General features: G+C 38.0%; 16 protein-coding genes. 13 read left to right on the forward strand and 3 right to left on the reverse strand.

All coding sequences use genetic code 11. The features are described from left to right. Window positions 1–34 precede the first annotated feature (34 nt). Window positions 35–1,774 carry a B12-binding domain-containing radical SAM protein gene (locus tag FCJ93_RS01200; RefSeq protein ID WP_137742767.1) on the reverse strand — a complete coding sequence of 580 codons (1,740 nt, stop codon included), beginning with the start codon at window positions 1,772–1,774 and terminating at the stop codon, window positions 35–37. Window positions 1,775–2,147: 373 nt separating this feature from the next. Further along, window positions 2,148–3,839, reverse strand: a complete 1,692-nt coding sequence (locus FCJ93_RS01205) for an L-lactate permease (protein ID WP_137742768.1) — start codon at window positions 3,837–3,839, stop codon at window positions 2,148–2,150. A 321-nt stretch (window positions 3,840–4,160) separates the two neighbouring features. Here FCJ93_RS01205 and FCJ93_RS01210 point away from each other — a divergent pair, with 321 nt between their 5' ends. From FCJ93_RS01210 to FCJ93_RS01270, 13 genes are all read left to right on the forward strand, one after another. After that, window positions 4,161–4,886, forward strand: a complete 726-nt coding sequence (locus FCJ93_RS01210; RefSeq protein WP_137742769.1) for a FadR/GntR family transcriptional regulator — start codon at window positions 4,161–4,163, stop codon at window positions 4,884–4,886. Window positions 4,887–5,112: 226 nt separating this feature from the next. Further along, window positions 5,113–5,829: a (Fe-S)-binding protein gene (locus FCJ93_RS01215; RefSeq protein ID WP_095313607.1), complete on the forward strand. Its 717-nt coding sequence runs from the start codon at window positions 5,113–5,115 to the stop codon at window positions 5,827–5,829. 49 nt (window positions 5,830–5,878) lie between these two features. Then, the gene (locus FCJ93_RS01220) at window positions 5,879–7,309 is read left to right on the forward strand and encodes a LutB/LldF family L-lactate oxidation iron-sulfur protein (RefSeq protein WP_095313605.1); all 1,431 of its coding nucleotides are present in this window, start codon (window positions 5,879–5,881) and stop codon (window positions 7,307–7,309) included. Then, window positions 7,306–8,022 carry a LutC/YkgG family protein gene (locus FCJ93_RS01225; protein ID WP_137742770.1) on the forward strand — a complete coding sequence of 239 codons (717 nt, stop codon included), beginning with the start codon at window positions 7,306–7,308 and terminating at the stop codon, window positions 8,020–8,022. The genes FCJ93_RS01220 and FCJ93_RS01225 overlap by 4 nt, the downstream gene beginning before the upstream one ends. A gap of 441 nt (window positions 8,023–8,463) precedes the next feature. Next, window positions 8,464–9,477 (forward strand): 2-oxoacid:acceptor oxidoreductase family protein, encoded by a 1,014-nt coding sequence (locus tag FCJ93_RS01230; protein WP_095313601.1) that lies wholly within the window; start codon window positions 8,464–8,466, stop codon window positions 9,475–9,477. Then, the gene (locus tag FCJ93_RS01235) at window positions 9,477–11,768 is read left to right on the forward strand and encodes a thiamine pyrophosphate-dependent enzyme (protein ID WP_137742771.1); all 2,292 of its coding nucleotides are present in this window, start codon (window positions 9,477–9,479) and stop codon (window positions 11,766–11,768) included. Before FCJ93_RS01230 ends, FCJ93_RS01235 begins: the two co-directional genes overlap by 1 nt. Window positions 11,769–12,270: 502 nt before the next feature. Continuing rightward, the gene (locus FCJ93_RS01240) at window positions 12,271–13,755 is read left to right on the forward strand and encodes a PAS domain-containing sensor histidine kinase (protein ID WP_095313597.1); all 1,485 of its coding nucleotides are present in this window, start codon (window positions 12,271–12,273) and stop codon (window positions 13,753–13,755) included. Between the two features lie 339 nt (window positions 13,756–14,094). Beyond that, entirely contained in the window at window positions 14,095–14,589 is a 495-nt protein-coding gene (locus FCJ93_RS01245) for a methylated-DNA--[protein]-cysteine S-methyltransferase (RefSeq protein WP_095313595.1), read from the forward strand. Window positions 14,590–14,853: 264 nt separating this feature from the next. After that, entirely contained in the window at window positions 14,854–15,087 is a 234-nt protein-coding gene (locus FCJ93_RS01250) for an aspartyl-phosphate phosphatase Spo0E family protein (protein WP_170943650.1), read from the forward strand. Between the two features lie 778 nt (window positions 15,088–15,865). Continuing rightward, a complete protein-coding gene (locus FCJ93_RS01255) occupies window positions 15,866–16,684 on the forward strand; it encodes an electron transfer flavoprotein subunit beta/FixA family protein (protein ID WP_095313592.1) in 819 nt (272 codons plus the stop codon). 42 nt (window positions 16,685–16,726) lie between these two features. After that, complete coding sequence (locus FCJ93_RS01260; protein ID WP_095313590.1) at window positions 16,727–17,755, forward strand: electron transfer flavoprotein subunit alpha/FixB family protein; 1,029 nt, start codon at window positions 16,727–16,729, stop codon at window positions 17,753–17,755. Continuing rightward, a complete protein-coding gene (locus tag FCJ93_RS01265) occupies window positions 17,748–19,043 on the forward strand; it encodes an FAD-dependent oxidoreductase (RefSeq protein ID WP_095313588.1) in 1,296 nt (431 codons plus the stop codon). Before FCJ93_RS01260 ends, FCJ93_RS01265 begins: the two co-directional genes overlap by 8 nt. Next, the gene (locus FCJ93_RS01270; protein WP_095313587.1) at window positions 19,043–19,327 is read left to right on the forward strand and encodes a ferredoxin family protein; all 285 of its coding nucleotides are present in this window, start codon (window positions 19,043–19,045) and stop codon (window positions 19,325–19,327) included. Before FCJ93_RS01265 ends, FCJ93_RS01270 begins: the two co-directional genes overlap by 1 nt. A 268-nt stretch (window positions 19,328–19,595) precedes the next feature. Here FCJ93_RS01270 and FCJ93_RS01275 read toward each other — a convergent pair whose 3' ends face one another. Beyond that, window positions 19,596–20,045, reverse strand: a complete 450-nt coding sequence (locus FCJ93_RS01275; protein WP_095313585.1) for a YndM family protein — start codon at window positions 20,043–20,045, stop codon at window positions 19,596–19,598. Window positions 20,046–20,213: the final 168 nt, after the last annotated feature.

Genomic DNA, 20,213 nt, shown 5'->3' on the forward strand with positions numbered 1-20,213 from the left:
ACACGGTCGATTGGACCGTGTGTTTTGTAAAGAATTAGTCACTTACATAATAGAAATTTGCTTTTTCCTGAGTTGAATCAAAATGAACAATCATAAACGTATTTGTTTTTACAATAGTCTTTGTCTTCAAATATTTACCTAAATCAAATGGTAATTCTTCAACAAGAGTATGCTTATACAGATCTCGTTCATTTAAATGTAGCGCTTCAAATTTTTGCCCAATTTGTAGTTGTTTCTGAAGTACGGCTTGATAAATTTTTGAACGCTCTTGTTTCGTTAATGTAGGCTCCCACCAAGGTTTCCGCGGCTTGTACTTCGTTTTCGATAAATAGTCGATTTTCATTAATCCAACGACTGTTTCCAGTTCTTTAAATTTGATAAATTGTAAAAATTGAACAAGTCTTGTAAATAAATCTTCTAATTGGTGCCCAATTCTTGCCCACCCTTGAGTTTCCCAATAAGAGCCGAATTCCTGAAAGAAATCAAATGGACTGGGGAAGTGGTGGATAAGATATTCAATTGTATGATCCATGCGATGGTCATTCCAGTATTTTTCAAGAACATCTTCCACTTGTTTGATCTTTATAATATCTTCAAAAGAAAGTACATTGTTCCCCAGTATTTCATATGGAGAGTGATCCATATATATATACTGATGTTCATCAGCCCGAATTCTTAAGCCTGTTCCGCGGAGCATCTTCAAAAACCCTAATTGAAGCTCTTCAGGCCTTAAGGCAAACACATCATTAAAGGTTTTACGAAATGAAACATAATCTTCTTCGGGTAGACCAGCGATTAAATCTAAATGCTGGGCAATTTTTCCACCGTCTTTTACCATTGTAACTGTGCGGGTAAGTTTCTTGAAATTTTGTTTTCTCATCACAAGTTCATTTGTAAAATCATTGGTTGATTGCACACCAATTTCGAAGCGGAATAACCCTTTTGGAGCTTCTTTATTAAGAAACTCGATCACTTCAGGGCGCATAATATCTGCTGTAATCTCAAATTGAAAGACAGTATCTTTTTCATGCTCATCAATTAGAAATTGAAACATTTCCAACGCGTAGCTACGGCTAATGTTAAAGGTGCGATCCACAAATTTAATTGTTTTAGCACCATTCTTCATCAAATAGCGGATATCGTTCTTTATCTTCTCCCTGTCAAAATAACGAACACCTACTTCGATTGAAGAAAGGCAAAATTGACAATTAAAGGGACAGCCACGGCTCGTCTCTACATAGGTAACTCTTTTCGATAGATGGGGGATATCCTCTTCAAATCGAAACGGTGACGGGAGCTCGCGTAAATCAATTTTATTGCTTTGCGGTGTTATGCGAATTCGTTCACCTTCGCGGTAAGCAATTCCCATCACTTGCGAAAAATCATGGTTGTGACTGAGTTGGTGCAGAAGTTGCTTAAAAGTTTCCTCACCTTCGCCTATGACAATAAAATCAATGTTTGTTTCTCTTTCCATCCATTCGTATATATCATAGGTGACCTCAGGTCCTCCAACAACAATGCGAATGGAGGAATTTATCTTTTTTATCATTTTAATCACTTTAAGTGTCTCTTCAATATTCCAAATATAGCAACTAAAGCCAATTACATCAGGTTTTCTTTGAATTAGGTCTGTTACGATATTTAGGGTAGGGTCTTTAATGGTGAATTCAACGATTTCAATATCAAATTCGGGTTTTGCGTATGCCTTAAGGTAACGAATGGCTAAATTGGTATGTATGTACTTAGCGTTTAATGTAGTGCAGACGATCTTCATGTTATCGCAGACTCCTTAAAAAGTTTTCATGATTAACTCTATTAGTATACATATTTTTCGCAGAGCAGACAAAATGAAAACGTAATTAATAACGATCAATATAAAATGGAGCTATTGCATGTGAAACTTTGGATTCACATGCAATGAGCCCAAAATCATTTTAACAACCATTCTATTTAACAAAGCCTTAACAAAAGTGCTTTTGTGGAGCGGTAAAACGAGCACCGGATAAAACAAAGCTACAAAAGAAGCAAGCGTTTACGGCAAGCCTAATAAAGCTATTTATTCTGCTGGAAAAAAGTAAAGAAAAAAGCTGTTGTCAATTATAGTCATTTTTAAGACCTTTTGACACAGCTTTTAGGCGATTATGCTTTTATGGAATCATCCAAGTAAATACAGTAGCCTGCAACATTGTAATCACACAAAGAATTAATAATAAGAAAATACTGTATTTAAGGGTAAAACGTAATAACTCTGATTCTCTGCCTGCTAACCCTACAGCGGCACAAGCAACCGCAATAGATTGAGGTGATATCATTTTCCCAGTAACACCACCAGATGAGTTTGCTGCCAGAGCGAGTACAGGTTCCATTCCCACTGATGTCGCTGTGACTTGTTGTAATTTGGCGAATAAGACGTTTGCTGAAGTGTCCGAACCAGTAATGAATACGCCAAGCCAACCAAGAACAGGTGAAAAGAATGGAAATAATGCCCCCGTTTTAGCTAACACCATTCCAAGCGTTGTTGTCATTCCCGCTACATTTGCTACATATGCGTAGGCAACAACTGCACAAATTGTTATGAGTGGATATTTGATTTCATTTATGGTTTCAAAGAATGTTTTTCCCCATTCGCCCCAATTCATGTTGAATATAAATTTTGTCACAATAGCTGAGAGGAGGATAGCAGTACCTGCTGCACCTAGTAGTTCTAGTTTATAAACTGCTGCAATCGCTTCCCCTGTTGCCCCGTCAATAACTTTGTTATGCAAGAAAGGGACCTCTGGTACAAAGGTTAAGGCATGTCCAATAGTATTAATGCCTTTCAGAATAATATTGGTTCCTTCATAATGTCCAGTTAATGCAGCTTTAATGATTGGTGTTCCCCAAAGTGAAATAAATCCAGTTAAAACGATAAAAGGTGACCATGCTTTAAAAATTTGTCCTCCAGTATAAGAGGAGTTTTGTAAAGCTGCATTTGCTGCAGAAGCTGAAGCCATTTCCTGCTCCTCAGAGAATCGATAAATATTTTTAGGTTTCCAATATTTCATAAAAATAGCTAAGGCAAATAAAGAAACTAATGCGGATAGAATATCTGGTAATTCTGGACCTAGAAAGTTAGAAGTTAAATATTGTGTGACAGCAAAAGAAACACCAGAAATAAGAATTGCTGGCATTACTTCCAAAGTTTTTTTAAAGCCACACATAATGACAATTAGGAAAAATGGAATAAAAACAGATAGGAATGGAAGCTGGCGTCCGACCATCTTTGAAATTTCTGTAGCAGCAATTCCAGTTGGACCTTCCATTGCTGTAATTGGTACGCCAATTGCACCAAATGCAACCGGTGCGGTGTTCGCAATTAAACATAAACCAGCCGCGTATAATGGATTAAAACCAAGTCCCACTAATAAGGCGGCAGAAATGGCAACCGGTGCACCGAATCCAGCTGCTCCCTCAAGAAATGCCCCGAAAGAAAAAGCGACAAGTAAAGCCTGTATTCTTCTATCTTCTGTAATCGATAATACAGAATGACGGATGATATTAAATTGTCCGGTTTTTACAGTTAAATTATAGAGAAAAACTGAGGCAATAATAATCCAGCCGATTGGTAATAGTCCATAGACTGCACCTTGGCTGGCAGACATCAAGGCTGTGCTGACTGGTACTTTAAATGCCAAAATGGCCAGAACAAATGCAACAAGCAATGTGGTCAAACCTGCGACATAGCCTTTCATTTTTTTTATGGCTAACGCCCAGAAAAAGTACAAAATTGGAATAAGAGCTACAATTGCTGTTAAAGCTAAACTGTTATTAACTGCTGTGTAGTTTTGAGTAAATGACAAAATAACTTCCCCCAATTGATGAATATTTTTGATAATGGATCAGCTTAAATAACCTTCAAATGAATCTCCCCGTGAAAAAATGTTCCTCCCCTTTTAAAAAAGTAATCGTTTTCAAAATAGCATATTACAAGATGATAAGGTCATCAGATGACTGGATGTTTCAAATTATATTTGGTTCGAAAACATATTTCAACAGTTTTTTCAAAATTTTATCTATTTTTTAGCGTGACTACATTTTCAATACTGTTAACTAAAGTAGGGTTCGAGTATAATATAGCTATGTCTTACGATGGACAAAGGGATTAGATGAGGTGGACATACTTGAAATATAAACAAATTAAGCCAAAAAAAATTTATGAAGAGGTAGCGGAAGCACTTCATGAAATGATTCGAACAGGTGAGCTTAGCCCTGGTGATAGACTTGATTCCGTCCAACAACTTGCAGAAAATTTTCAAGTAGGACGTTCAGCAATACGTGAAGCGCTTTCTGCATTGAAAGCAATGGGACTTGTAGAAATGAGGCAGGGGGAAGGAACGTTTATAAAAAGCTTTGAAGCTCAACAAATTACATTTCCTTTATCAACAGCCATTCTTATGAATAAGGAGGATATTGCCAATCTCCTAGAGGTTAGAAAAGTTATAGAAGCAGGCACTTCTGCTGCGGCAGCACGAAAGCGTACGAATGAAGACTTAAAAGCAATGGAGCAAGTTTTGGAGGAAATGAAAAATGTGAAAGGGGATGGAGAATTAGGGGAGCAGGCTGATTTTAAGTTTCATTTAGCTTTATCAGAGGCTGCGCATAATCCGATTTTATCTGGATTGATGGCTCAAGTTTCTGAGCTCATGTTTGAGACGCAGAAAGAAACACGTAGATTGTGGTTATTTTCAAAGCAAACAACAAGTGAAAAACTTTATGAGCAGCATGTAGCCATTTATAAAGCAATTCTGGAAAAAAATGAAGATGATGCAAGAAAAGCGATGCTTTCACATCTCGAAAATGTGGAGGACATACTCCAAAAGTATTTTGATGAAAAGGAAATTCGGTAATAAAAGCAGGGCTTATTCTTGTATTGGGATAGGCCCTATTTTTTAATAGGAAAGATTGAGTGAGGATATATTTTCCATTATTATTTTTTTTGTGAAAACTCTTTCATCACCGTAATTATTTGTAGTAGTATAAAAATAACAGAAATTGAGTCTTCCAGTTTTTAGTCATCAGATGACCGGTTGACTGAAGGAAGAATTTTAAAAAAGTATTTTAAGGAGCGGGAAAATGAAAGTAACCCTTTTTGCTACTTGTTTAGTAGATATGTTTCAAGGAGATGTTGGAAAGGCAACTGTAGAGTTACTAGAACGTTTAGGCTGTGAAATCGATTTTCCTGAGTCGCAAATTTGTTGCGGACAGCCAGCTTATAATAGCGGCTATGTTGAGGATACGAAACCAGCAATGAAAAAAATGATTGAAGCATTTGAGCATGCTGAATATGTCGTTTCACCATCTGGATCGTGCGCTTATTTTTTTAAGGAATATCCACATATTTTTAAAGGTGACCCGATTTGGGAGCGAAAAGCTCAAGCGTTAGCAGATAAAACGTATGAGTTAACGCAATTTATCGTCGAAGTTCTAGGTGTGAAAAATGTCGGCGCAAGTCTTAAGGGCAAAGCTACTTATCATACATCATGTCATATGACTAGATTGCTTGGTGTAAAAGAGGCGCCAATGGAATTGTTGAAAAATGTTGAAGGTCTTGAATTTACCGAATTGCCTTTTAAAGATAAATGCTGTGGTTTTGGAGGAACATTTTCAGTTAAAATGACGCATATTTCAGAACAGATGGTAGATGAAAAAGTTCAGTGTGTTGAAGAAACTGAGGCAGATATTCTAATTGGCGCTGATGCAGGGTGTTTAATGAATATCGGTGGAAGAATTGACCGAAAAGGAAAGCCGATTCGAGTAATGCATATAGCGGAGGTTCTTAATAGTCGATGAACAAGTAAGGGAAATGAAAAATGGACATCGACAAAAGGGGGAATAGCGTATGGCAATGAAAACGAGCAATGAAAAATTTGGGGAAAGAGTTGACAAAGGCATTCAAGATGCTTTTATGCGTGGAGCTGTTTCAAGTGCGCAGGAACGCTTCCAATCTCGGAGATTAAGCGCAGCTGAAGAGTTAGGAAATTGGGAAGAATGGCGTTCACATGGTGAAGAAATTCGTCAGCATGTGTTAGAAAATATTGATTATTATTTATATGAGTTAAGTGAAAGCGTTTCGAAGCGTGGTGGTCATGTTTTTTTTGCAGAAACAGCAGAAGAAGCCACTGAATATATTCAGAACGTCATAGAGAAAAAGAATGCGAAAAAAATAGTCAAGTCGAAATCAATGGTTACAGAGGAAATCAATTTGAATGCTTGTCTTGAGAAGATAGGCTGTGATGTCATTGAAACCGACCTTGGGGAATATATTCTTCAAGTCGATGATCACGAACCTCCGTCACATATCGTTGTGCCGGCACTTCATAAAAACAGGCAACAAATAAGGGACGTATTTAAAGAAAAGCATGGGTATCAAAATTCTGATCAGCCAGAAGAATTGGCACTGCATGCACGTGAGAAATTACGTCAAGAGTATTTATCTGCAGATGTGGGGATTACAGGCTGTAACTTTGCAGTTGCAGAAACCGGTTCTGTTACATTAGTAACGAATGAGGGAAATGCTGATTTAGTAGCTGCGCTACCAAAAACACAAATTACAGTGATGGGAATGGAGAGGTTGGTGCCCACGTTTGAAGAAATGGAAGTTCTTGTTAGTCTGTTAACCCGCAGTGCAGTTGGGCAAAAGCTTACTAGCTACATTACGACTTTAACTGGAACGAAGGATGAGGGAGATGTTGATGGACCAGAGGAGTTTCATCTTGTCATAGTTGACAATGGACGTTCTGATATTTTAGGAGGAGAGTTCCAATCGATCCTTCAATGTATCCGTTGTGCGGCTTGTGTCAACGTCTGTCCAGTTTATCGCCATGTTGGCGGGCATTCATACGGATCCATTTATTCAGGGCCAGTTGGCGCTGTTTTGTCACCTTTATTAGGTGGATATGATGATTATAAGGAATTACCATATGCATCCACTCTTTGTGGTGCTTGTACTGAAGCTTGTCCGGTAAAGATTCCGTTACATGATCTTCTTCATAAGCATCGCCAAGTGATTGTTGAAAAAGAGGGAAGAGCCCCTATTTCAGAAAAACTTTTAATGAAGGCATTCGGGATCGGTGCTTCAACACCAGCACTTTATAAAATTGGTTCGAAAATGGCACCAGCCGCGATGAATCCTTTTTCTGACGGTGAGAAAATCTCGAAGGGACCTGGCCCGTTAAAGGCTTGGACTGAAATTCGCGATTTCCCAACGCCAAATAAAGAACGATTCCGTGATTGGTTTAAGAATCGCTCAAAAGGAGGGGAACACTCATGATCGGAACAATCCAAAATCGCGATGCCTTTTTAAATAAATTGGCGAGTCGTCTTGGACGTGAAAGGCGAACAGAAATTGCGAAACCTGAATGGAACTACAATCCTCAAGAAGAGGTCTTGAAAGATGCTTCTCAGGATCAGCTTGTAGAAGTTTTAAAGGAACAATGCAAAAACATTCATACAAATTTTGTTCTCGTGGATACGAATACTCTCCCCTCAGCACTAAATAAGGTTGTTGAAAGCTATGGTGGTGGCCCAATCGTATCGTGGAAGGATGAGCGATTTGCCCAATTTGGACTTTCTGCATTAATGAAGGAAGAGTGGGTGGCTAAAGGAATTTCTCTTCATGAATGGGACTATACAAAAGGCGCGGAAAATATTGAAAAAGCCAACTGCGCCAATGTTGGCATTACGATTAGTGATATTACATTAGCTGAATCTGGAACTGCTGTTCTTTTCAGCAACAAGGATCGGGGCAGAACAGTTAGTTTTCTGCCGGCAACCTCAATTATTCTTGTTCCGAAGAGCAGCATCGTTCCGCGAATGACACAAGCTGCGAAAATTATTCGTGAAAAAGTTCAAAATGGTGAGCAAGTGGCTTCGTGTGTGAACTTTATTACCGGACCGAGTAATTCAGCAGATATCGAAATGATATTGGTCGTCGGTGTTCATGGTCCGATTAAGGCAACTTACATTGTGATCGAAGATTTATAAAAATATTGTCGCCAATCTCGTGAAATACGATAAAATAGTTGAAAAGTTAAATCGAGATAGAAATATACTTCAATAGTTCGAGTCGCAACCAATTTAGGATGCGACTCTTTTTCACTTTGAAAATGGTCGATTTCACAATGTATTACGTTGGCCTCTGGTACCACACAAACTTCAGGCACCCTCCCTTCATACCTTTAAAGTTTACATAATGATAAGGATGAAGTAAGGTGCCATTGTTATGAAAACAACCAATTCTGTTATAATACAAAAATAACACTGTTATATAACTTTCATCCTTTGTATATATAGATTTTTTTAACTGTTTCAAATTTTTTATGCTTATGTTTGATTTTTATCACAGCTAGCACAAATGAATTACTCTAAACTGATAATTGGGGATAAAAAAACTATTCACACAGGACGTATATAGGGAGGGAGATTATGTCTATTTTACCGAAAAAAAATTCATTGGGATTTTTTGAAATACGTTTAGAGTCGATCGGTGGATTAGGAGCAAATTTAGCAGGAAAAATGCTAGCTGAAGCAGGAGTGCTTGGGCTGGGATTAAATGGTTCAAACTTTTCATCCTATGGATCTGAAAAGAAAGGTTCTCCAGTCAAAAGTTTCATCCGTTTCTGCGATGAAGAGGTCGAAATTCGAGATCACAGTCCAATAGAACAACCCCATGTGATTGGCGTGTTTCATGAAGCACTCTACAAAACAGTAGATGTTGTCAGCGGCCTCACCTCAGATGGAATCGTGCTCGTAAATTCAACAAGAGATTTTTCAGCTATAAAGGAAGATTTACAAATCGAGTATGGCACGTTAGCGATTGTCGACGCGCTAGGTATTGCTGTTGAAGAACGGACAAAAGTCAATACAGCAATGTTAGGTGCTCTTTTCCGTATTTGTGATTTTCTTGATCCAGATGCGATGAGATCAGTTATTCGCAAAACATTTGAAAAAAAGTATCCCCATTTAGTTGAGCCAAATATTCGCACTTTTGATCGTGGTTATCAAGAAGTGCATTTTCGTACATTTGAAACTCCTGTTAATGCTGTCGGAAAAACATTTAGCAGACCAGACCCTCTATTAGGCTATGAAACTCAAGCTCTCGGCGGAGTCATTGCAGCTCAAGGAAATAGTATATTAAAAGATTTAAGCGGCTCAAGGCAAGGATTTTTGCCAGAATTGAACCGTGAAGAATGTATTCATTGTGCGGCATGTGACAATGTTTGTCCTGATTATTGCTTTGTCTGGGAAGAGGGAGAAGACAAACGAGGGCGGAAGCAAATGTTTCTTAAGGGAATTGATTATCAATTTTGTAAAGGGTGTTTAAAGTGTGTGGAGGCATGTCCAACTTCAGCTTTAAAAGAAATCCGGGAAAAAATCGGTTTTGCAGAAGAGCATCAAGTGAAGCATAACTTCCCATATGTAGCAGGAGGTGTTTCCTAATGTCAATATTAGAAACTGAGTTGAAAGAGACGAAAGCAGAACAACTTATGACCTTTGAATCAGGAAATGAAATGGCTGCGATGGCAGCTGCTCAAATTAATTATCATATTATGGGGTACTTTCCGATCACCCCTTCAACTGAAGTAGCACAATATTTAGATCAAATGAAGGCTCGAGGAGAACATGATATTAAGCTAATTGCAGCTGATGGAGAGCATGGTTCAGCAGGAATTTGCTATGGTGCAGCGGTAACTGGAGCAAGGGTTTTTAATGCTACAAGTGCAAATGGATTTATGTACATGCTCGAACAGCTTCCTGTTCAATCGGGGACGCGTTTCCCTATGGTGATGAATCTAGTAACCCGCTCGATCAGCGGCCCGTTAGATATTCGCGGTGATCATTCAGACCTTTATTATGCATTAAATACAGGATGGGTCATTTTAACAGCAAGAACTCCCCAGGCTGTCTATGATATGAATATTATGGCATTAAAAATTGCGGAACATTGTAAAGTACGACTTCCTGTTATTGTGGCATATGATGGTTTCTTTACCTCCCATCAGAAGCGGAAAGTAAGCTATTTCAAAGATCGCAATGCCGTGCAAAGCTTTGTGGGGGAATGTCCGACGGATTATCACTTTGCCAGAGATCCACGAAAGCCAGTAACAATTGGAGCCCATATGAACGGGGAAGATTTAACAAACAATCATTTTCAACAATCAGAAGCAATGTATGCAGCTGCTGAGGTGTTTGAGGAAGTGGCAGCGGAATATGCAAAAATTTCCGGTCGTGATTACCCTGTTCTTGATTTATATAAAATGGAAGATGCTGAGGTGGCTTTATTCCTCTTAAATTCTGCGGCAGAGTCTGCCAAGGATGTCGTTGACAAGCTGCGCAAGCAAGGAATAAAAGCAGGTGTCATTAGTCCGAATATCATCAGACCATTTCCTTCTGAAGCAATTAGGAATGCATTGAAAAATGTCAAAGCCTTACTTGTTGGAGAAAGAGCAGACTCTTACGGTGCGAACGGTCCAAATTTAACGCACGAAGTTAAATCTGCACTACAGGATGATAAAGAGAATAAAACGATTGTTTTAAGCAGAGTCTTTGGTTTAGGCGGAAAAGACTTTTATGCCGATGATGCAGAACATTTCTTTAATATGGCATTAGAAGCGATGGAAAAGGGCTATGCTGTAAAACCATTTGATTATTATGGCCATGTTCCAGGTAAATCTGAAAATGCTTTAAAACCAGTGATCGAGCCACAGTATGGAGATGTGTACAAAACGGGACTGATCCAAGTAACACAAGATGAAGAAACAAAGAAACTAAAGGTTAAAATCCCACCATTAAGGGCTTTAACTTCAAAACCAAAGCGAATTGCTTCAGGGCACGGGGCTTGTCCAGGCTGTGGCATTTTTGGTGGACTAGAGTTGTTTTTTAAAGGTATAGAAGGAGATGTCGTTGTTTTATTCCAAACTGGATGTGCTTATGTGACGACAACTGCTTATCCGTACTCCTCCCATAAGCAAACGACGATCCACAATTTATTTCAAAATGGTGCGGCAACCTTATCCGGTACTTTGGAAGCTTTCTTAGAATTAAAGGAGCGGGGTGAAGTTCAAGTATCTGATGATGTCACGTTTGTTATGGTTACTGGTGATGGTGGTATGGATATTGGAATGGGCTCAGCGATCGGAACGGCTCTTCGCAATCATAAGCTGATTATTCTTGAGTATGATAACGAAGGTTATATGAATACAGGATCTCAGATGTCTTATTCAACTCCAATTGGAAATATGACAAGTACAACAAATGTGGGGAAAAGACAACAAGGTAAGGCATTCCATCATAAGGATACAGCACAAATTATGGCGTCTGCTAACATTCCATACGTGTTTACTGGAACTGAAGCTTTTCCACAGGACCTTGTGAAAAAAGCAGCGAAAGCTCAGTGGTATGCACAACATGTTGGGACTGTCTATGGAAAAATTTTAATCACTTGTCCTTTAAATTGGAAATCTGAAGACCGTTATGGTAATACGATTATGGAAGCTGCGGTAAATTGTAATTTCTTCCCATTATATGAAGTGGAACAAGGAGAAACAACGATTACGTATAATCCTGAAACAAAGAAAAAGGCCATTCCTTTAACTGAGTGGTTAAAATATATGGGAAAAACTAAGCATTTATTAAAGGAAGAAAATAAAGAACTTCTTGCAAATTTTGAGAAGGAAATAGAAAGAAGATGGAATCGATTAAAGGCGCAGCATGAAAATCCATTGTTGTAAATCTTTTATGCCAAAGTGAAATAAAGAGCCATTTGCTAGTGGTGAAAGCTGCATGAAAATTTCATTCTTGTAGAAAGAAAAATTTCACAAGGAGTAAACTGGGGACGTTTGTCTGAAATAGAATAATAATTACGACGTGTAGGCTCTTTTCTTAATATTGGAAAAGAGTCTACGGCGTTTTTCGCTATGGTTAGCGTTCAGGAGCATGTGAATGCGTCAAAATTGAAACCGGCTCTATTGTTTAATTCGATAAGATTCAACATTCTCAATAAATCTTCTTCATTTTCTAATTAAGAAGGAAGGGTTTTTTTCCCTTTTGTAGAATAGAAACTATATTCATCTTTCCTTAGGAAAATTATAGCAGTTTTAAACCGCAGGAAATAACTGAAATAGTGCTGTTAAGGTTGCGAAACGCCGTCTTTTTCAAAACTTGCAGTGTTGTATGATAAAGTTTTGAAAAACCTAGAGGATTTCATTTACTTTGCACAAAGGGGGGAAAACGGTGAAAGAGTGTCAGCAAAATCATATGGAATTACAGTCAGTAGCCGTAAAAAAGGACGCAAGATGGCCAATACGTGAAGATAAGGTGCAAAAACAGGGAGAACTGTACCGGGATTTATTTGTAGAGGCGTTAGATGGCATAATATTTTGGAGCAGTGAAAAGGGAATCGTTGAGGCGAATCAATCGGCGTGTAAAATCTTTGAGAGCAGTGAAGAGGAATTAAAAAATAAAAAAATTGAGGACTTTATTTATAGCAAATCCAGTAAATCGATTAAAGTGCTTAATGAAATGTACAATAAAGATTCAATACGTGATGAACTAGTTTTTCTAATGCCGAATGGACAAAAGAAAATACTCGAATTTACGACAAAGCTTCATTCGGTAAACGACCATCATATGACTATTTTTCGGAATGTTACAGAGCGATACGAGATGGAACAAGAATTGCGGGAAAGAGAGAGAAAATTTCGGAGCATTTTTGAAGAAACATTAGAGGGCTTATTGCTTTGGAACAATGAATTTAAAATTGTAGATGTCAATCCGGCAGGAGAAAAGCTTTTTAGAGGTCGTAAAGAAGATTTAGTTGGCCATTCTTTGCTCGATATACTTGCAAACAAAAAAGTTGATTCAAAGGAAATCGAGGAGCATTTAAAACAGCTTCGGTTACACGGTCATGCTACAGGCATTTTAACAATGACACTCGAGAGTGGTGTCCGTCTGAATATGGAATATTCAACGAAGCAGAATGTGTTTTCGAATTTAAATTTAAGTACGTTTCGAGATATTACCGATAAACTCCAAATTGAAGAACATTTGCGCAAATCAGATACTTTAAGTGTAGTTGGACAACTTGCTGCTGGAATTGCTCATGAAATTCGCAATCCGATGACAGCCCTGAAAGGATTTATTCAATTATTGGAAGATACGATGACCGACGATCACTCTATGTACTTTGGCGTAATAAAAACAGAGTTGAACCGGATCGATTCGATCATTAATGAGTTCTTAGTGTTAGCCAAGCCTCAAGCAACGAAATTTTTAGAAAAAGACATAGTCCAGATTATGAGGGAGACAATCGAGCTGTTACGGCCACAAGCCGTACTACATAATGTTCAATTTAAGCTGGAGTTAAAGAATGATATTCCATCGATCTATTGCGAGCCCAATCAATTGAAAAAAGTGTTTATAAACATTATAAAAAATGCGATTGAAGTAATGAGCAATGGTGGATTTATTAATATTTCAATGAAGGAAGAGAGTGATTATATATACGTCTCCATTCAAGACGAGGGAGAAGGAATTGATGCAGAACTGCTCCAAAAACTAGGAGAGCCATTTTATACGACGAAGGAAAAGGGTACAGGGTTAGGATTGATGGTTTCCTATCGGATTATTGATGAACATAAAGGAAAAATTGAAGTTGAAAGTGAGGAAGGTAAAGGCACGACCTTTCATATTAAATTGCCTATTAAATCGATTTCATAAATGTACAATGGTAAATTGAGATGAACAATATTTCATCGCATGATTTAAATTAATATTTTGAAAAGGGAAATGATACTTACTTTTTCTGAGCGATTTCAGTCGTTGCAAACCATGTGACTTTCACAAATCGGTATACAATCGACTAAGGCAATGGTGGTGCTTGTACCGTAAGTTTCCTTTATTGATAGCAGACCTTTATCGTTTGTCCTGCGTCCGAGCACAAATGAAAGCTTTTTTGACTGTTAGAATGCAGGAATAATTTGCACTTCAATTATTCCTTGTCCCCTGCCCTTTTGTTCTTTCAAGCACGTAATTTTTAAACAAGGATGGTTGAGAAAAATGAAATATTACGCAACCTATGATTCGATCATCGGTCAGCTTTATATCGTTACAGAAAATAATAGTATTACCGCTCTCTATCAGCGCAAGGAAGATTTCATTGAAGCGGAAGATCAGAAATTCATTGCTTTGGATCAGGAACAACCATTATTAATGAAAGCAGTTACCCAATTACATCAATATTTTGCCGGAGAAAGGCAAACATTTGACCTCCCGTTACGGGCAAAGGGAACTTCATTTCAAATGAAGGTATGGGAAGCATTAAAGGAAATTCCATATGGAAAAACGCAGAGCTACCAAGACATTGCATTGGCAATCGGAAATGAAAAAGCAGTGAGGGCGATTGGACAGGCTAATAAAGCAAATCAATTACCTATTTTTATTCCTTGTCACCGAGTAATAGGCAAGGATAAAACGTTGACAGGTTATGCTGGGAAGCGGACAAATATAAAAGAACAGCTTCTCTTACTAGAAGGCGCCTCATTTAAAAAGTGAAAGAAAAGAGAAGAAAAATGTCGAATTAAACTGGTAGATTCCTTAGAAGATTGAGATTTATTGTTAAGTTTGGAGATTTTTTTGTCTAATATTGCGATTCTATTTACTTTTGAATTAATTCTTGTAATAATTCATCAAGGATACTATAAAAGATATGTTTCCTATGATTTTGGCATTAACTATGATAAACGTATGTTCCAGATTGGAAATACAAAATAGAGCCTAATGAAATGGATTATGGGATGATGATTAGGGGGATATGAGGTGCAATATGATAGTAGGTTAATGCTGGATGAAATACAAAAAAAGAGAGAGAAAATGATTGAAACAGCAAATAGAAAAGGTTTCACAAATGATGATACGATTCGATACAGCCAGGAGCTAGATCAACTCATTTATGAATATCAATGTCTTTTTAGTAATAAAAGAGAAGACGAAATGAGGCTAAATTTCAGACAAATGATGTTTATTATCCCACAAGTACAGGTGCTAGCCTAAAAACTTAATAGTTGTACAAGCTTGGAGGCTTCAAAAGAGGTCTTCTTTTTCTTTGTCTACCGCTTTTTTTACGATGACGTTTATTCATTATCCCGATTAAGATCATTTTGAATCTATAATATTTAAGCTTTGTTATATGCTGCTGCTGATTTTTTGGCTCATTTTCTGTCAAATTAGGGTTTCTCACGCATGCTGAAAGGCTTACTGAGAAGATGAGCCCAAAAATTGTTTCTCTCAACAAGATTTTTAACAAAGCCAACGCTTAAAACAGTATTGGAAAAATGGGAAATTTTGAATTATGTGATAAAAATCATAGTTGCATGATGAGTAATTAATATATGATGAGTGTAAACGATTTCAATGGTTTTTATTAAGACTCTGTTCAGCAATATGACTTAGCTCTGAACCAATAAAACATAGTGAAAGAGAGCTTACATTGAGAGAGTGTTCTTTCAGCAACACGGTAAAATAAAATGCAACATTGAGATAGTCTGAAATGTAAAAAAGAAAATACAGGACAAATGAAAGGGTAAAAAGTTTGTGGCCAAGCATCAATCCGCTAGCGAGACCGACATACTTGTAAAAAAACAACCTAACTCCAATTGATTCCTTCAACAAGCTTCCAGAACTTCAAACATTGTAAAAAATCCAACAACATGAATGGTTAACACAATTTATTTATAACCGAATCGTAGCTGTTTGTAATATGTCTTCGTAGCAGAAGTCATTACAAAATATATGGTGAAATTTATCGAACTAAGAAGGGGGTTTTTAACGCATGCATATTGTCGTCTGTGTTAAACAGGTGCCAGACACAAAAATTATTAAAATTAATCCAAAGACAAATACGCTTGACAGGCGGAGCGCACCAGCCATTTTAAATCCTTATGATGCACATGCCGTACAAGAAGCTGTTAAACTCAAGCAAGCTTTAGGGCAGGGAAAAATTTCTGTTTTATCTATGGGGCCACCACAAGCAACTGAAGTGATTAAGAAAAGCATTGAGATTGGGGCAGATGAGGGCTATTTAATCTCAGACCGTGCGTTTGCCGGAGCAGATACTTTGGCCACTAGTTATGCATTGTCAAAAGCATTGGAGAAAATAGCTGCTAAGCATCCCATTGATATCGTGATATGCGGAAAGCATGCTATTGATGGGGATACCGGTCAAGTTGGTCCAGGAATTGCTAGAAGAATGGATATTCCACCGATTACAAATGTCATTGAAGTGACTAAATTTGACAAGGAGAATAGGATAATACTAGTCAAAAGAAAGCTTACGAATGGCTATGAAGAGCTCGAAGTTCAGCTACCATGCCTCTTGACTGTAGAAAAGGAAATTAATCAAATTGCCTACTCTCCATTACCAAATATGATTAGAGCTGCCCGATATAAGCCAAATATTTGGTCAGTTGGAGACTTAGAAGCAGTTGATAAAGCCCAGCTTGGATTAAAAGGTTCACCGACTGTCGTCGGAAAAATGTTTACACCTCCGAAATTAGACGGCGGAAAGCTACTCGAAGGAGCTGTCGATGAACAAGTGAAACAGCTGATTGAAGTATTATCAGAGAGAAAAGAACTTCTTAATGTGAAGTAGTGAACAATATTTCAATAAGTCAAGATGATGGGGGAGACCTACATGATAGAAGAGTATCGTGGTGTATGGGTATTTATCGAACAGAGCGATGGGGAGATTGCCGGAGTTTCTAAGGAATTATTAGGAGCAGGTAGCAAACTCGCTGAAAAATTAGATGTACCGCTTGCAGGTGTTTTATTAGGTGAAGGAATAAGAGAGCTTTCATCTCAAGTCATTGGCTACGGAGCGGACATTGTTTATTTAATCGATCATCCTGTTTTAAAACATTACCGAACAGAATCCTATATGAAGGGTGTTAACTTTTTGGCGGAAAAGTATAAGCCAGAAATATTCTTATACGGAGCAACCCCAAATGGTAAGGATTTGGCAAGTGCCGTTGCAACAGATTTAAGCACTGGATTAACAGCCGATACAACGATGTTGGATGTTGATATTGATAAAAGGCTGCTGGAAGCGAGTCGGCCGGCATTTGGTGGTAATATAATGGCAACCATTTTATGTAAGAAAAATCGCCCGCAAATGGCGACCGTTCGTCCGAAAGTAATGAAGGCACTATCCTTTGATGAAAGTAGACAAGGAAAAATCATCGAAGAGGAGATTGTATTAAATGAAGAGGATATGAGGACAAAGGTTATCAACATTGTGAAGGATGTAACGAAAAAGGCAAATTTGGCTGATGCGCATGTTATCGTTTGTGGAGGTAAAGGGCTTGGGGATGCCGAGGGGTTTAAATTGATTCATGAACTTGCTAATACAATCGGGGCAAGCGTAGGTGGTACAAGAGATGTAATAGAGGCTGGATGGCTTCCTCATGAGTTGCAAATTGGCCAAACAGGCGAAACGGTTACTCCAAAAATATATTTTGCGATCGGGGTATCAGGAGCGATTCAGCATGTTGTTGGAATGAAAAATTCTGAGCTTATTATTGCGATCAACAACGATCCAAATGCACCAATTTTTGAAGTCGCCACGTATGGAATTGTTGGCGATGCCCATGAAGTTGTTCCGAAATTGATCGAACAGGTAAAACAATTGCGAGTGGAACAAGGCGGTGAAGTAAGCTATGTCTGAGAAATTCGATGTGATAGTAGTTGGAGCAGGCCCTGCTGGTACCGCTTGTGCGTATCTTTGTGCGAAAAGTGGTTTAAAAGTATTGCAAATTGAAAGAGGAGAATACCCTGGTAGCAAAAATGTAATGGGAGGGGTATTATACCGTAAGCAAACGGAAGAGATTATTCCAGAATTTTGGAATGATGCACCGTTAGAAAGGCCGATTGTCGAACAGCGCTTTTGGATGATGGATAAAGAGTCGACCGTTACGTTTGGCTACAAAGGGTTGGAGTGGGCAAAGGAGCCTTACAATAACTTTACTGTTTTACGTGCTCCTTTTGATAGATGGTTTGCCCAAAAGGGAGTAGAGCAAGGGGTTCTTTTAATAAATGAGACGGTTGTCACAGAATGTATCGTTGAAAATGATAAAGTGGTTGGGGTCAAAACAGACCGTCCCGATGGAGAGATTTTGGCAGATGTAGTTGTTTTAGCAGATGGGGTTAATTCACTTTTAGCCCAACAGTTAGGCTTTCGTAAAGAGCTAAAGCCAGATGAAGTCGCTCTATCGGTCATGGAGGTCATCAATTTACCGAAGGAAAAAATTAACGATCGATTCAATCTTGAAGACAATCAAGGATGTACGATTGAAATATTCGGTGATTCAACAAAAGGAAACTTAGGAACAGCTTTTCTGTATACAAATAAAGACAGTTTGAATATCGGTGTTGGAACAACATTATCGAGTATGATGAACGCTAAACTAAAACCTTATGATTTATTAGATTACTTAAAAAACCATCCGATGGTCGCACCGCTCCTTGCCGGAGGAGAGTCTGTTGAATATCTTGCCCATTTAATACCTGAAGGTGGATTTCATTCAGTTCCAAAAGTGGCTGGGCATGGAGTGGTCGTCGTTGGTGATGCTGCTCAGCTTGTCAATGCCATCCATCGCGAAGGATCTAATATGGCAATGGCGTCTGGAAAAATGGCTGCAGAGGCGATTATTAAAGCTAAAGAACGTCAAGATTTTAGTGAAGCAAGCTTGAATAAGTATCGGGAAGCGTTGTATGAAAGCTTTATCCTAAAAGATTTGGAGAAATATAAGGATGCAGCTCATACATTTGAGCATCACCCACAGTATTTCAACGATTATGTTCCAATGTTGAATCAAGCAATGAGTAAATTTTTTACCGTTGATGGCACACCGAAGAGAGAAAAGCAAAAACAAATTGTTAAAGGGTTTACAGGGGAAAAGGGAACTCTTAATGTGATCAAAGATCTTTACCGTGCATGGAAGGCGGTGAAATAATGTCTACAAGTACAATTGAAGAAAAACAATATTTAACTCGATTTAAGGCAGACACAAAATCACATTTAACGATTGTTAACCATGAGGTTTGCCAAAACAATTGTCCGGAAAAATTTTGTACCATTTTTTGTCCAGCGGAAGTGTATAAATGGGAAGGAACGAGAATGCAAGTTGGGTATGAAGGCTGCCATGAATGTGGAAGTTGTCGAATCGGCTGCCCGCAGCAAAACATTAAGTGGGAATATCCAAAAGGTGGACATGGCATCGTTTTTAGGCTTGCTTAGAAAAAAAGTGGAAGCAAACAGCTTCCACTTTTTCTTTGCAGGAAATGTACCATTTTTTCAATGAGTGTATCTATGTTATGCTCCAGCGCCTATCCCCTGACAAACTTCAGGTCTCCTCCCTACGATAAGCACCGTAGGTTTCCTTTATCGAAAGAACAGGCCCTTCAGTTATGTACGGCGATGAGCACTAGGGAAAGGCTTTAAGAATAAGCATCACAGGAACAATCTGTTTTATGATTGTTCCGAAGACGCTTTCGCCTTTTGTTTTTTATCTTCTATTTTCGTAATCTTTATTAACCTCTGGTGTAAATTCTTCCGACGCTTCAGTTTGATATTGCAGATCTCTTCTTTTTGTTTGATCATTCCGATCTTGAGGATTTTTCAAGATATTTGCCATATAGCTGTGGAAGAAAAATTCAAAGATCGCTACTCCGATAGCAGAAAATAATGCCATCGTAAATGCATTTGTTGAAGCAGTTAACAATGAAATCATCACCCAAATGACAGCTAGCGCTAGTCCAAAATCAGCTAATGTTGCAATGGCATTGTTTGTTCTTGGAAGAATTCCTAAATCACCTATAATATAAGAAATAATTCCTACGATAAGTGTAATTAGAAATACCGTTCCAAACGTCATTCCATAGTATAAGCCTAAAATAATATACAAAAGTGCCAACGTTGCAAGAAATTTAAGTGCTAATGCCTTAAAATGTTCCATACTAACCACCTTTCTTATGAGAAAAAGTTTCACAAGGATGAAGCAGTTGCACATTCTAAACATTAGTTATCCTTCTTCATCACCTGTTATCGTTAGTTTGTCTTAAAATTAAATTTTTATTAATGATTTCTTGGGTAATGAAGAAAATTTTTACGATATTTTAATTGT

It is taken from the genome of Robertmurraya siralis, assembly GCF_005502275.1.
Taxonomy (GTDB): domain Bacteria; phylum Bacillota; class Bacilli; order Bacillales; family Cytobacillaceae; genus Robertmurraya; species Robertmurraya siralis.